This window comes from Corynebacterium sp. AOP40-4SA-5 (genome assembly GCF_052377355.1).
Lineage (GTDB): Bacteria > Actinomycetota > Actinomycetes > Mycobacteriales > Mycobacteriaceae > Corynebacterium.
Map to the genome: position 1 here is coordinate 37,197 of NZ_JBQSWS010000005.1, position 14,347 is coordinate 51,543.

Genomic DNA, 14,347 nt, shown 5'->3' on the forward strand with positions numbered 1-14,347 from the left:
CTGCCAATAGGCAGAAGGGTTTCACATCGAAAGAATGGGCTCATGGCTCAACGACACTCCTTCTGGTTCCCGCTGACCGTCGTGGTCGCATTCGTGGCGCTGCTCGCGGCCGCGGGTTTTCGCTCGGCACCCGGCGTACTCATGGATCCGCTCCACAGCGAATTCGGCTGGTCCCACGGCACCATCAGTGGTGCGGTGTCACTCAATCTCCTGCTCTTCGGACTCTTCTCGCCCTTCGCCACGTCCCTGATGGAACGGTTCGGTGTTCACCGTGTTGCTGCTGTCGCTCTGGCTGTGGTCGGAATCGGAAGCGCGCTGTCGGTGTTCGTCAGCGAACCCTGGCAGCTGTGGGTCCTGTGGGGTCTTCTCATTGGGGCAGGCACCGGTGCGGTGTCCATGCCCTTCGCCGCGTTGGTATCCGGACGGTGGTTCACGCAGCGTCGTGGCCTGGTCTCAGGTGTTCTCACCGCGGCAAGCTCGACCGGGCAACTCGTCTTCCTGCCTCTGCTGGCGCACCTGGCGAATAGGCACAGTTGGCAGGCAGCCTCCCTGGTAATCGCTGCTGCAGCAGTGTTGGCGGCGCCGGTCGTGTTCCTGCTGCTCAAGGACCGACCGCAGGACGTGGGGCTTGTCAGCTATGGCCAGAACCCCGATTCTTCCCGAGACGCCGTCGCTGCGGCCCGTCCCGCATTGACGGCGCTGGGGAGTCTGCGGCTCGCGGGCAAGAGTAGGGAGTTCTGGCTGCTCGCCGGGACGTTCGCGGTCTGCGGGGCGACCACGGTAGGCCTGGTCGGCACTCATTTCGTCCCGTCCGCCCACGACCACGGCATGCCTGCCACGACTGCGGCCAGCCTGCTTGCCCTGGTCGGGATATTCGACATCATCGGCACGCTGGCCTCCGGGTGGTTGACCGACAGGATTGATCCTCGGATACTTCTCGTCGCCTACTACGGGCTGCGCGGAATATCGTTGTTGTTGCTGCCGATGATGATGGGGCCGGTCGTGGAACCGCCGCTATGGGCATTCATCGTGTTCTACGGCCTCGACTGGGTGGCGACCGTGCCACCGACGATGGCTCTGTGTCGGGAGCACTTCGGCGACTCTGGCCCTGTGGTGTTTGGCTGGGTCTTCGCCAGTCACCAGGTCGGTGCAGGAGTCGCGGCAGCAGGTGCCGGGATGATTCGGGATACTACCGGGAGCTACGACGGCGCATGGTTCAGCGCCGCGGCGCTCTGCGGCGTTGGGGCGCTTCTGTGTCTGTGTATTCGACGCAGCAGGGTGGGGCGTGAGGTCGTGGGAGCGCAGAGCTGAAGCCTCCCCGCACACAACGACACCGGCCGGTCAGCATCTCTGCTGACCGGCCGGTGTCGTGTGGCCTACCGTTCCCGTCCGTCAGGACGGGGAACCAGTTACTAGAACTGGGTCTCCTCGGTGGAGCCCTTCAGGGCGGTGGTGGAGGAGTTGGGGTCCACGGTGGTGGCGACGCGGTCGAAGTAACCGGCGCCGACCTCGCGCTGGTGCTTGACGGCGGTGAAGCCACGCTCGTCGGCTGCCTTGAACTCGCGGTTCTGCAGGTCGACGAAGGCGCTCATCTGGTTGCGGGCGTAGCCGTGGGCCAGATCGAACATGGAGTAGTTCAGGGCGTGGAAGCCGGCCAGGGTGATGAACTGGAACTTGAAGCCCATCGCGCCCAGCTCGTTCTGGAACTTGGCGATCTCGTCGTCGTCCAGGTGGGCGGACCACTTGAAGGACGGGGAGCAGTTGTAGCTCAGCAGCTGGTCCGGGTGCTCTTCGCGGACGCCCTCGGCGAACTTCTTGGCGAGCTCGAGGTCCGGGGTACCGGTCTCCATCCAGATCATGTCCGCGTAGGGAGCGTAGGACTTCGCACGGGCGATGCAGGGCTCGATGCCGTTCTGCACGTAGTAGTAGCCCTCGGCGGAGCGCTCACCGGTGAGGAACTTGGCGTCGCGCTCGTCGACGTCGGAGGTCAGCAGCGTGGCGGCCTCGGCGTCGGTACGGGCGATGACGACGGTCGGGGTGTCCGCGACGTCGGCAGCCAGGCGGGCCGAGTTCAGGGTGCGGACGTGCTGCTGGGTGGGGATCAGCACCTTGCCACCGAGGTGGCCGCACTTCTTCTCGGAGGCCAGCTGGTCCTCCCAGTGGGTACCGGCGGCGCCGGCCTTGATCATGGCCTTCTGCAGCTCGTAGACGTTGAGGGCGCCACCGAAGCCGGCCTCACCGTCGGCGACGATCGGGACGAGCCAGTTGTCGACGGAGTCGTCACCCTCGACACGGGAGATCTCGTCGGAACGCAGCAGAGCGTTGTTGATGCGCGAGACCACGGCCGGAACGGAGTTGGCCGGGTACAGCGACTGGTCCGGGTAGGTGTGGCCGGAGAGGTTCGCGTCACCGGCGACCTGCCAACCGGAGAGGTAGACGGCCTTCAGGCCGGCGCGGACCTGCTGGACGGCCTGGTTACCGGTGAGGGCACCGAGGGCGTTGATGTAGGAGTCGCCACCCTGGTTGACGCCCTCCCACAGGATCTCGGCACCGCGGCGGGCGAGGGTGTGCTCCTCGACGACGGTGCCCTGGAGCTCGGCGACCTGCTCGGCGGTGTAATCGCGGGTGATCCCCTTCCAGCGGGGGTTCTCGTCCCAGTCCTTCTGGATTTCGGCGGCGGTACGTGCCTGTCCGACGTTCGACATGTAAGTAGTCACTCCCTTTAAGTGGTGAGAGATTGGCGGTAACGGCGCTGCACCCGGCTGGCGATCTCCCGGGTCGGCTGCATTTGAGGATACCGATGGAAAAGGGCACGTCAAAGGGTTTGGGTGTTCCAGGTAACACCGGGGGTAGCGCGAAAACCACTTCACCCCTGTTCTCTATATGCGGGACAAAACTTCTCACGATGTGGGCGACATGGTCCACTTGCAGGGGTTACGTGCGACCTTCATCACGTAAGGGGTACCTACGTAGCGGTCATCGCTCCCGCCGACCCTCTCCGGATATTCCCACCTGTGGGGGTGACGGTCCCGCCGGTACCCGTGGTTGCTCGTCGCCGGTGACGTGGCTCACCTAGTGTGGTTCGTACAGCGACGGGCGTCCCACCGGCGTCCGTCATGCGAGTCCCATCTTTACGAAGGAGCAGTCAATGACGTCACAGTCCCAGCAGACGGAACGGGTCACGGCCGGAGGCCTCCAGGTTTCCGCGACCCTCTACAACTTCGTGACCGACACGGTTCTGCCCCGCATCGGCGTCGACGCGGAGACGTTCTGGGCCGGTTTCGGCGACATCGTCGCCAAGCACACGCCGCGCAACCGCGAGCTGCTCGCCGTGCGTGACGAGCTGCAGACCAAGCTCGACCAGTGGTACACCGAGCACCCCGGGGAGCAGGACGCCGAGCAGTACACGGACTTCCTCAAGGAGATCGGTTACCTCGTCGACGAGCCCGGCGACTTCGAGATCACCACGCAGAACGTGGACACGGAGATCTCCGAGACCGCCGGCCCGCAGCTGGTCGTGCCGATCCTGAACGCCCGCTTCGCACTCAACGCGGCGAACGCACGCTGGGGTTCGCTCTACGACGCGCTCTACGGCACCGACGTCATCTCCGAGGAGAACGGCGCGGAGAAGGGCAAGGGCTACAACAAGGTCCGCGGCGACAAGGTCATCGCCTGGGGACGCGACTTCCTCGACCAGGCCGTCCCCCTGGAGTCCGGCTCTCACGCCGACGTCGAGAAGTACGACGTGGCGTCCGGCCGTTTCGTCGCCGTCATCGACGGCAAGGACGTCCACCTGCGCGAGCCCGAGGTCTACGCGGGCTTCTCCGGTGAGAAGGACGCGCCGACCGGCGTCCTGCTGCGCCACAACGGCCTCTACTTCGAGATCCAGATCGACCCGTCCCACCCGGTGGGGTCGGACGACAAGGCCGGGGTCAAGGACATCCTCATGGAGTCCGCCGTCTCCACGATCATGGACTTCGAGGACTCCGTCGCCGCCGTCGACGCCACCGACAAGACCCTCGGCTACACCAACTGGTTCGGCCTGAACACCGGTGAGCTCAGCGTGGAGGTCGCCAAGGGCGACAAGACCTTCACCCGTACCCTCAACGACGACCGCACCTACACCGGCCGCGACGGCGAGGAGCTGCGCCTGCACGGCCGCTCCCTGCTCTTCGTCCGCAACGTCGGCCACCTGATGCAGAACCCCGCCATCCTCGACGCCGACGGCGAGGAGATCTTCGAGGGCATCATGGACGCGGTCATCACCTCCGCCTGCGCCGTGCCCGGCACCGACCTGGACAACCAGCGCCGCAACTCCCGCAAGGGCTCGATCTACATCGTGAAGCCGAAGCAGCACGGCCCGGAGGAGGTCGCCTTCACCGGTGAGCTCTTCTCCGACGTCGAGGACCTGCTCGGCCTGCCGCGCAACACCCTGAAGGTCGGCGTGATGGACGAGGAGCGCCGCACCACCGCCAACCTCGACGCCTGCATCGCGGCGTCCTCCGAGCGACTGGCCTTCATCAACACCGGCTTCCTCGACCGCACCGGCGACGAGATCCACACCTCCATGCTCGCCGGCCCCGTGGTCCGCAAGCCGGAGCTGCAGACCGCCGCCTGGAAGATCGCCTACGAGGACAACAACGTCGACGCCGGACTGGCCCACGGCCTGCCCGGCAAGGCACAGATCGGCAAGGGCATGTGGGCCAAGACCGAGCTGATGGCCGACATGATCAAGGAGAAGATCGGCCAGCCGAAGGAGGGCGCCACCACCGCGTGGGTCCCGTCCCCGACCGGCGCCAGCCTGCACGCCACCCACTACCACCTGGTCGATGTCTTCGCCGTCCAGGAGAAGCTGCTCACCGACGGCCGCCGCGACACCCTCGGCGACATCCTCACCCTGCCGGTCCACCCCGCGGCCGACTGGACCGAGGAGCAGATCAAGCAGGAGGTCGACAACGACTGCCAGTCGCTGCTGGGCTACGTGGTCCGCTGGGTCGAGCAGGGTGTGGGCTGCTCCAAGGTCCCCGACATCCACGACGTCGACCTGATGGAGGACCGCGCCACGCTGCGCATCAACTCCCAGATCCTGGCGAACTGGCTCAAGCACGGTGTCGTCAGCGAGCAGGAGGTCACCGACGCCCTGCAGCGCATGGCGAAGATCGTCGACGGCCAGAACGCCGGTGACCCGGAGTACAACAACATGGCCGACGACTTCGAGGCCTCCGTCGCCTTCCAGGCCGCCAAGGACCTGGTGTTCAAGGGCACCGAGTCCCCGGCCGGCTACACCGAGCCGATCCTGCACGCGCGTCGTCGCGAGTACAAGGAGAAGAACGGCATCGCCTGACAGGCCTGAAACTCCTGACAGGCGCGACAGCCTGACCTGATCACCCCAGGGTGGTTCCCCTTCACGAAAGGGGGAGCCACCCTGGGGTGTTCCCGTCCTCTGCGCAGGTCGTGGGTGGTGCACATCGTTGTCCGGCGGCGGGCCCGCGGGGGCACTAGGATAGGCCACCCGAGTACACGCTGTGCACCAGCCGAGCACCACAACCAACCCACCGAGGAGTCTGCCCAGGATGCCTGACCTGAGAACCTACGACGCGGTCCTCTTCGACCTCGACGGCGTCATCACACCCACCGCGGAGATCCACCGCGCGGCGTGGAGGACGATGTTCACCGAGTACCTCGACGCCCGGGACGCCGAGCCGTACACGGAGAAGGACTACTACGGGTACCTGGACGGACGCTCCCGCGTGGAGGGGGTGCAGAGCCTGCTGGCCTCCCGCGACATCGAACTTCCCCTCGGCGACGACGACACCGCCACCGCCTCGGACGAGAGCGTCACCGGCCTGGGCCTGCGCAAGAACGAGGACTTCCTGCGCGCCCTCGACCGCGGCATCGACGCCTACCCCGGGTCCGTCTCACTGCTGGACGCCCTGGCGGCGCCGGAGGCCCCGCAGATCGCCATCGTCAGCTCGTCGAAGAACGCCCGCCAGGTCCTCACCGCCGCCGGGCTGATCGACCGCTTCGGGCTCATCGTCGACGGCAACGTCGCCGCGGAGGAGGGCCTGGCCGGCAAGCCCGCGCCCGACACCTACGCCTTCGCCGCGTCCTCCCTGGGCGTGGACCCGTCGCGCGCCGTCGTCGTGGAGGACGCCACGTCCGGCGTAGCCTCGGGACGCGCCGGGGACTTCGGCCTCGTCGTGGGCGTCGACCGTGGTGCCGGACGCGCCGCGCTGCTCGACGCTGGCGCGGACACCGTCGTGTCCGACCTCGCCGAACTCGTCCCGCGTTAATCCTGCGCTGACCCCACGCTGACCCCACGCTGAACACCTGACCACCTGACATGCAAGGAAACCGGAGACAAGCAACGATGAGCGGAAACGACGCGACCGACGGCAGCGGAACCAACGGGGGCACGGACACGGCCCTCGAGCGGTTCTTCGACCAACGCCGACGGGTGGCATCCGTCGTCAACCGTCCGATCGACACCGCGGACAGCGCCAGCGCGGCGAGCGCAGTCGGTGAGATCGACGGTGAGGGCCTGTTCCCGTCGGGCTACCGCGCCGACCAGCACCACCACGACACCGACCCCACCACCGGGCTCGACCGCGAGAACAACCCCGTCGACGAGTGGGGCTGGTACGAGAAGCGTCCCGAGCGCACGTCCCTGGGGCTCACGGAGAGCCACTTCGCGCTGAGCAACGGTTACCTCGGCGTGCGCGGCACCCCGCCGGAGGGCCGGGACTCCGACGAACACGGCACGTTCATCAACGGGGTGCACGAGACCTGGCCGATCTCCCATGCGGAGGACGCCTACGGACTGGCCCGAGAGGGCCAGGCGATCGTGCAGGTGCCGGACGCCAAGACGGTGCGCATCTACGTCGACGACGAGCCGTTGCGCCTGTCGCAGAACGAGATCGAGGACTACTCGCGCGGCCTGGACTTCCGCGACGGCGTGCTGCGCCGCAGCTTCGTGTGGCGCACGCCGTCCGGCAAGCGGGTGCGGGTCACCAACGAGCGCATGGTGAGCTTCACCGAGCGTCACCTCATGGTGACCAGCACCGAGATCGAGCTGCTGGACGCCCCGGCGGCCGTCGTGGTGTCGTCGCAGATCCTCAACCGGCAGGACGGGGAGGACGAGTACTCCACCGTCATCGACCACACCGGCACCACCGCCGACGGGCCGGTCGGTAACGGTGGCGGGGCAGTCGGCGACGGTGCGGACCCGCGCAAGGCAGAGCAGTTCAAGGAGCGGGTCTTCATCCCGACCTACCAGGCGCAGCCGGAGGACGAGCGGGTCACGCTGGGCTACCGCATCAACCACTCCGGCATGACCGTGGCGGTCAGCATGGACCACAAGATGCAGCTCAGCGGTACCGACGACGCCGGCGACCACCCGGTCGACGGGGTGGAGGTGCAGACCGAACTGCGCGAGGACGTCGCCCGGGTCGTCTACCACATGGCCGGACGCAAGGGCATGAAGCTGCGGCTGGAGAAGTTCATCTCCTACCACTCCTCGCGCCACGTCGCCGCCGATGAACTGGCGTTCCGTTGTGCGCGCACGATCAACCGGGCCAAGGCGGTGGGGCTGGAGCGTTTGCAGGAGGACCAGAAGAACTGGCTCGCCGACTTCTGGGAGCGGTCGGACGTGCGCATCCCCGGTCAGCCGGAGCTCCAGCAGGCGGTGCGCTGGAACATCTACCAGCTCATCCAGGCCTCGGCGCGGGCGGAGACCCAGGGTGTGCCGGCCAAGGGGCTGACCGGTTCGGGCTACGGCGGGCACTACTTCTGGGACACGGAGATCTACGTGATGCCGTTCCTGACCTACACCAACCCGCAGTTCGCGCGGAACGCGATGCGCTTCCGCTACAAGATGCTCCCCGCCGCGCGTGCGCGTGCGCTGGAGCTCTCGCACGACGGCGTCCTGTTCCCGTGGCGCACGATCAACGGCCACGAGTCCAGCGCCTACTACGCCGCCGGCACCGCGCAGTACCACATCGACGCCGACGTGAGCTACGCGCTGATGAAGTACATCTACGCCAGCGGCGACACCGACTTCCTGCTGGACGAGGGCATCCACATCCTGGTCGGCACGGCCCGGTTCTTCATGTCGCTGGGGTTCTTCAACAACTCCGGTACCCGCTTCGAGATCCACTCGGTGACCGGCCCCGACGAGTACACCACCGTGGTGAACAACAACCTGTATACGAACGTCATGGCGCAGTACAACCTGCGTGTGGCCGCCGAGGTGGTGCGCCAGATGCGCTCCGACCGGCCCGGTGCCTACCGTGACATGCTACGGCGCACCGGACTCAGCGAGGACGAGCTGGACCTGTGGGACCAGGCGGCCAACGCCATGTACATCCCCTTCAACGAGACCACCGGGGTGAACCCGCAGGACGACCAGTTCATGCAGCGCCAGCTGTGGAGCCTGGACGATCCGGAGGTCGGGCCGAAGCGTCCGCTGCTGCTGCACTACCACCCGCTGACGATCTACCGGTACCAGATCCTCAAGCAGGCGGACGTGGTGCTGGCCCTGTTCCTGCAGGGCTCCCAGTTCGATGCGGAGACCAAGCTGCGCGACTACGACTACTACGACCGGCTGACCACGGGCGACTCCTCGTTGTCGGCGGTGGTGCAGTCGATCATGGCCGCCGAGCTGGGCCTGCACGACAAGGCGATGGACTTCTTCCACCGCGGCCTGTTCATCGACCTCAACAACCTGCACGGCAACACCCCCGACGGCGTGCACATCGCCTCGTGCGGCGGGGTGTGGAGCTGCCTGGTCTACGGCTTCGGCGGTTTCCGCGACAACTACGGGCAGTACAGCATCGACCCGCGTGTACCCGAGGAGTGGGGCGCCCTGGAGTACCGCATCACCCTGCGTGGGCGGATCATCCAGGTGACGGTCGCCGACGGGGAGGTCACCCTGCACACCACCGACGAGGATCCCGAGGTCGTGGGCCCGATCACGGTGTGCGGCCAGGAGACCATGGTCGGCCCCGAGCCGGTCACGGTCACCGGGGAGACGCTGCTGCGCGCGTGAGCCGCGCGTGAGTTGCGCGTAGTCTGCGCAGTTCAGGCAGGACGGTAGTGCGCGGCGACGGCGCCGGAGGCGAACTCCTCGCGCGCCACCGGGGTGAGCCTCAGGTGCCCGGGTAGACCGTCGAGCAACCTCGGCCCGTGCCCGGCGAGGACGGGCTGCACCACGAACACGTACTCGTCGACCAGCCCCGCCGCCACGAGCGCGGTGGGCAGGGTCACGCCGCCGAGGAGGATCCCGTCACCGGGCTGTTCCTTGAGCCTGCGTACCGCCGCCACCGGGTCGCCGTGCAGCAGTTCGGCGTTCCAGTCCACGTGGTCCAGCGTGGCGGACACCACGTATTTCCTGGCCTGGTCGATCGCTTCGGCGAAGGGGATCTCCCAGGTGTCCATCCACTGTGGCCAGGTGCCGTCCGGCGGCCTGCGCCAGGCGTCCTCCATCATCCGGTAGGTCGTGCGTCCGAGGAGCATGGCGTCCGCGCGGGCGGTCTCGCGGGCCCAGAAGGCCATGGTCTCCTCGTCCGGGGGCGTCCCGGCCTCATGGTGGCAGCAGCCGTCGAGGGTCACGTTGATCGCGTACCGAAGGGGCCTCATGGTGGACCTTCTCTCGTGTCGCAGGGGGTGCGCGCAGGAACCCCGATGCTACCGCCGTCCCTCCTGCGACAGCCGTCCGTCGTGCATCTGCGCCACCCGGTCGGCCCGGTCAAGCTGGTTGCGGTCGTGGGTGACCAGCACGGTGGCCAGCGAGTGCTCGTCGGTCAGTTCGCGCAGCAGGTCCACGACCTGGAGCGACAGCCGCTCGTCCAGGGCGGACGTCGGCTCGTCGGCGAGCAGCAGGCCGGGCCCGGGCATCAGCGCCCGGGCGATGTTCACCCGCTGGCGCTGGCCGCCGGAGAGCTGGGCGACGCGGCGTGCGCCGAAACCGTCCAGCCCCACGCGGGCCAGCAGCTCGTCGGCACGGCGCCGACGTGCGGCGGTGATGCGGCGTCCGGCGATGTGGTCGGTGACCAGCAGCTGCTCGCGCACGTCCAGGGCGTCCAGCAGGTTGGGGGACTGGAAGACCACGGAGGTGGTGCCGGTCGTGGACACCGTCCCGGAGTCCGGGGTGGTCAGCCCGGCGGCGACGGAGAGCAGCGTGGACTTGCCGGAGCCGGACTCGCCGACCACGGCGACGAGTTCGCCGGGGTGCACGTCGAGGCTCACGTGGTCCAGGGCGGTCACGGTGGACCCGCCGTCCGGGTAGGTCAGGCAGATGTCCTGCATGCGGAAGGTGTCGGTGATCGTTTCGGTGCTGCTGGTGCTGCTGGTGCTGGTTGTCATGCTGATGCTCCTAGTGCGAGGTGGGGGTCGACGGTGGACACCCGGCGCATGGCGACGAGGGCGCCGCCCATGCCGAGCACGAACACGCCGACGGGTGGGAGGAGGAAGGTCGCGGCCGACACGGCGAAGGGCACCGTCCCGGCGGCGAGGGCGCCGAGGACCCCGCCGAGTGCGGCGCCGCCGACCACGCCGACGGCGAGGATCACCGCGGCCTGCACCGCGGCATCGGCGACCACGTAGCCGGTGGACGCCCCGAGGGCGCGCAGCACGGCGATGTCGCGGGTGCGCTGGATCGTCCACACGCTGAGGAAGGCGACGACGACCAGCGCGGAGATGCCGTAGAGCAGCCCCTGGATGGCGAGCAGGGAGCCGCGTTCGGACTGGTAGGCGGGCAGTCCGGCGAAGGAGTCCTCCACGCCGACGGCGGTGGTGCCGGTGGCCTCGGCGACGGCGTCGAACCGGTCATCGTCCACTGCACCGCCCGGTCCGTCACCGCTGACCATCAGGACGGTGGGGGAGGACGGCCCGTCCGCCCCGGTCATCCGCGCCCAGGTGTCCATGTCGGCCCAGGCGACGGGCTGGTGGTTCAGGTGCACGGTGTCGGCCGTGCCGCCGAGCTCGTCGGGCAGCAGGACGCCGCGGGCGGGCACCTCGCCGCCGGGCACGGCCGTGCCGGACGGCAGCCCCATCAGCGTGACGGACGCCAGGGCGTCCTGCCCGTCGCCGGGGACCTGCAGGCGGGTGGAGGCCACACCCAAGGGCACCACCGAGGAGGCGCCGAGGGCGTCCTGCCAGGCCTTCTCGTCCTGTGGGGTGATGCTGGAGGAGGTGAACGACACCTCGCCGCCGAACACGAACCGGTCCGGGCCCAGGGCCTTGAGCGCGGAGGTGTTCTGGTCGGCCAGCCCTCCGGTCAGCCCGGTGAGCATGACCAGCAGCAGCGTGATCAGGGCGACGACCGAGGTGATCAACGAGAAGCGGCCCCGTGCCGCGGCGATGTCTCTGAGGCCCAGGTACATGGGTGTCCTCCTGTGGTTGTGGGGTGGAGTCGATGTGCTCATCGTCGCCGGGCGGCGGGGTGCGGGACATCGACCGGAGAACTGAACTTCGGATCAACCGATCGGTCGATGTCCCCGCCGTGGCGCCTCGCCTAGGCTCGGGACACGTGAACCCCCGAACCTCCCTGCCGCAGATCCTCGGCACCCTGCGTGTGACGCTTCACGTGGTCTTCGTCGCCCTGGCGTTGTTCGCGCTGGTGCGCGTGGTCGTCGACGTGGTCTCCGGCGCGCCGACGTTGCGCGGCTGTGCGGCGGTGGTGGTGATCCTGCTGCTCGTGGCGGTGTACGCGGCGGGCACGGTGACGGCGCTTCCGCGCTGGTGGTCACCGTGGTGGCTGGCGGTCCTGCTGGTGGCGTGGACGGCGGCGACGGCGCTGAGCCACCATGCGGTGTGGCTGCTGTTCCCGTTGGCGTTCCTGATCCTCGCCGTGCTCGACGGGCGCCCCGCAGGCCACCGCACGGTGCAGGTAACTGTGCAGGTGGCGGTGCTGACGGCGGCGTGGGCGGTCGGTGCGTTCGTGCCGATGCTGACCGGGCAGGGCGGGGGAGTGCCCGCCGCGGTCGGTCCGGGCATCGGCGTGCTGTTCGCCGCCGGCGCCTACCGCACCTACCGGTTGCTGGCGGCGGAGGCGGAGCGGCAGCTGGCCACGGTGCGGGAACTGCACGCCACCCGCGACCGTCTGATGGCCACGGAGAAGAACGCCGGACGCCTGGAGGAGCGCGAGCGGATCTCCCGGGACATCCACGACACGCTCGCCCAGGGCTTCAACGCGGTGGTGCTGCTCTCGCGCGCGGCGTCGACGGCGGTGCGTCAGGACCGGACGCAGGACGCGCTCGGGCAGTTGTCGCTGATCGAGGACACCGCCGCCGACAACCTCGGGGAGGCGCGCAACCTGATCCGCGACCTCGCCGCAGGCGGGCGGGTACGCGACACCTCCACGGTGCTGCGCCGCATCGTCGACGACGTCGTCGCACGTCAACGCGCCCTCGGCGATCTCCTCGACGTCGATCTCGTGGTGCCCGAGGAGTTCGGGTCGGCCGCGGGGCTGCCCTCTGCGGTGCAGGACGCGGTGGTGCACATCGTGCGCGAGTCGCTGACCAACGTGGTCCGTCACGCCGACGCCACGCGGGCGCGCGTCGAGTTGGGCCGCGCCGGTGACCGGCTCACCCTGAGCGTGCAGGACGACGGGCGTGGCTGGGCCGAGGCGCCGGACGCCCCGGAGTCGGAGGACGCGACGCACCCACCGCAGGACGGTGGCTTCGGCCTGGTGGGCATGCGTCTCCGTGCCGCCGACCTGGGCGGTCGTCTCCAGGTGACCGCCGCGCCGGGGGAGGGCACCCGGGTGTGTGTCGACCTGCCCGCCGACCTGGCCGGCGACCTGCCCGCCGACCTGCCAGACGTGGAGGCGGGCCGGTGAGCGGAAACGTCACAGTGATGCTCGTCGACGACCACCCGGTGGTGCGCGCCGGGCTGCGCGCGATCCTGGACGCCTTCGATGACGTCCGCGTCATCGCCGAGGGGTCCGACGGTGCCGACGTCGCGCAGGTGGGTGAGCTCGACCCCGTCCCGGACGTCCTGGTCGTCGACATCCAGATGCCCGGGGTGGACGGTATCGAGGCCACCCGGCGCAACACCGCCGCCGGCGGCCCGCCGGTCCTGGTGCTCACCACCTATGACACCGGACACCACATCATGGACGCCTTGCAGGCCGGGGCGTTGGGCTACCTGCTCAAGGACGCCCCGGAGGAGGTCCTGCACCGGGCCGTCCTCGACACCGCCGCCGGACGCCGGACGCTTCCCCCGGAGATCGCCGCCCGTCTGGCCGAGCAGGTCAGCCGGGCCACCACGTCCGGCGGGTCGGGGGAGGCGTTGTCGCAGCGGGAGCTGGAGATCCTGGCGGGGTTGGCGACGGGGGCGAGCAACCGGGAGCTGTCCTCGCGCTTCGTGATCTCATTGGCCACGGTGAAGACGCATCTGATACATATTTATCAGAAGTTGGGTGTCGAGAATCGGACCGCCGCGGTGGCCGAGGCCCGCTCACGGGGGCTTCTCGGGGGAGGATGAGGAGGTCAACTGTGATCTTCTTCACGAGGGCGGGGGTCGGTTGGTACTTGCCACTATGAGGGTCGTACAGTGTCTATGACACTGGAGGTGCCATGACTGTTAAATACGACGATCCCGCGGCAATCGAGCACGGGAAAATTTCCATCAAACCGCTGAGGGAGAAGCCGGGCTTCCCCTCCTGGGCGATGAAGCTGACGATGGCCGTGACTGGCATCATCTTCGGCCTCTTCGTCCTCGTCCACATGGTCGGAAACCTGAAGGTCTACACGGGTGCCGACCACTTCAACGAGTACGCCCACTTCCTGCGTGAGGTCGGCGAGCCGCTCATCCCGCGCGAGGGTCTCCTCTGGATCGCCCGCGTGGTCCTGCTGGTCGCCCTGGTCCTGCACGTGTGGTGTGCTTTCGCGCTGAAGAAGCGCTCGCGGGAGTCCCGCGGCGCCTTCAAGCGCACCGGCAAGGTCGGTGGCCTGAACACCTTCACCGCCAGCTCCATGCTGGGTACCGGTATGGTGCTGCTGCTGTTCATCATCTTCCACATCCTCGACCTGACCATCGGGGCGGAACCGGCGGCGTCGAACGTCTTCGAGCACGGTGAGGCCTACGCGAACCTGGTGGCCTCGTTCGAGCGTCCCGTCGTCGCGATCTTCTACATCCTGTGCATGCTCGTCCTCTTCCTGCACCTGAGCCACGGTATCTGGACCGCGTCCTCCGACCTGGGGATCACCGGCCACCGCACGCGTCAGGTCATGCTGTGGATCGCCTACCTGCTCCCCGCCGTCGTGATGATCGGCAACATCTCCATCCCGCTGATGGTGATGTTCGGCGTCGTGAGTTAGTCCGGGAACTAGGAAGAGAGAAGAGA

Annotated in this window: 11 protein-coding genes; 7 read left to right on the plus strand and 4 right to left on the minus strand. The window is 68.2% G+C overall.

All coding sequences use genetic code 11. From position 1 onward, the window contains the following. Nucleotides 1-42 precede the first annotated feature (42 nt). The gene (locus ACT3S3_RS04250) at nucleotides 43-1,311 is read left to right on the plus strand and encodes an MFS transporter (protein WP_444626335.1); all 1,269 of its coding nucleotides are present in this window, start codon (nucleotides 43-45) and stop codon (nucleotides 1,309-1,311) included. A 101-nt stretch (nucleotides 1,312-1,412) separates the two neighbouring features. On the opposite strand, the gene aceA is transcribed toward ACT3S3_RS04250, so the two are convergent. Continuing rightward, nucleotides 1,413-2,705 (minus strand): isocitrate lyase, encoded by a 1,293-nt coding sequence (aceA, locus tag ACT3S3_RS04255; RefSeq protein WP_301443179.1) that lies wholly within the window; start codon nucleotides 2,703-2,705, stop codon nucleotides 1,413-1,415. Between the two features lie 443 nt (nucleotides 2,706-3,148). Here aceA and ACT3S3_RS04260 point away from each other — a divergent pair, with 443 nt between their 5' ends. From ACT3S3_RS04260 to ACT3S3_RS04270, 3 genes are all read left to right on the plus strand, one after another. Then, a complete protein-coding gene (locus ACT3S3_RS04260) occupies nucleotides 3,149-5,344 on the plus strand; it encodes a malate synthase G (RefSeq protein WP_444626337.1) in 2,196 nt (731 codons plus the stop codon). Between the two features lie 229 nt (nucleotides 5,345-5,573). Then, entirely contained in the window at nucleotides 5,574-6,293 is a 720-nt protein-coding gene (locus ACT3S3_RS04265; protein ID WP_301443181.1) for an HAD family hydrolase, read from the plus strand. Between the two features lie 77 nt (nucleotides 6,294-6,370). Then, nucleotides 6,371-9,046 carry a glycoside hydrolase family 65 protein gene (locus tag ACT3S3_RS04270; RefSeq protein WP_301443182.1) on the plus strand — a complete coding sequence of 892 codons (2,676 nt, stop codon included), beginning with the start codon at nucleotides 6,371-6,373 and terminating at the stop codon, nucleotides 9,044-9,046. Nucleotides 9,047-9,078: 32 nt separating this feature from the next. Here ACT3S3_RS04270 and ACT3S3_RS04275 read toward each other — a convergent pair whose 3' ends face one another. Genes ACT3S3_RS04275 through ACT3S3_RS04285 form a run of 3 tightly spaced genes read right to left on the minus strand, consistent with a single transcriptional unit; the run spans nucleotide 9,079 to nucleotide 11,381 of the window. Further along, nucleotides 9,079-9,636: a dihydrofolate reductase family protein gene (locus tag ACT3S3_RS04275; protein ID WP_441582105.1), complete on the minus strand. Its 558-nt coding sequence runs from the start codon at nucleotides 9,634-9,636 to the stop codon at nucleotides 9,079-9,081. Nucleotides 9,637-9,684: 48 nt separating this feature from the next. Next, nucleotides 9,685-10,305 (minus strand): ABC transporter ATP-binding protein, encoded by a 621-nt coding sequence (locus ACT3S3_RS04280; protein WP_301443184.1) that lies wholly within the window; start codon nucleotides 10,303-10,305, stop codon nucleotides 9,685-9,687. 53 nt (nucleotides 10,306-10,358) lie between these two features. Continuing rightward, nucleotides 10,359-11,381, minus strand: a complete 1,023-nt coding sequence (locus ACT3S3_RS04285) for an FtsX-like permease family protein (protein WP_441582106.1) — start codon at nucleotides 11,379-11,381, stop codon at nucleotides 10,359-10,361. Nucleotides 11,382-11,527: 146 nt separating this feature from the next. On the opposite strand from ACT3S3_RS04285, the gene ACT3S3_RS04290 reads away from it, so the two are divergent. From ACT3S3_RS04290 to ACT3S3_RS04300, 3 genes are all read left to right on the plus strand, one after another. Then, on the plus strand, nucleotides 11,528-12,838 hold the full coding sequence (locus ACT3S3_RS04290; RefSeq protein ID WP_441582107.1) for a sensor histidine kinase: 1,311 nt from the start codon (nucleotides 11,528-11,530) through the stop codon (nucleotides 12,836-12,838). Between the two features lie 17 nt (nucleotides 12,839-12,855). Next, the gene (locus ACT3S3_RS04295) at nucleotides 12,856-13,485 is read left to right on the plus strand and encodes a response regulator (RefSeq protein ID WP_441579862.1); all 630 of its coding nucleotides are present in this window, start codon (nucleotides 12,856-12,858) and stop codon (nucleotides 13,483-13,485) included. Between the two features lie 92 nt (nucleotides 13,486-13,577). Next, nucleotides 13,578-14,321, plus strand: coding sequence for a succinate dehydrogenase cytochrome b subunit (locus ACT3S3_RS04300; RefSeq protein WP_301443326.1), 744 nt, complete (start codon nucleotides 13,578-13,580; stop codon nucleotides 14,319-14,321). Nucleotides 14,322-14,347: the final 26 nt, after the last annotated feature.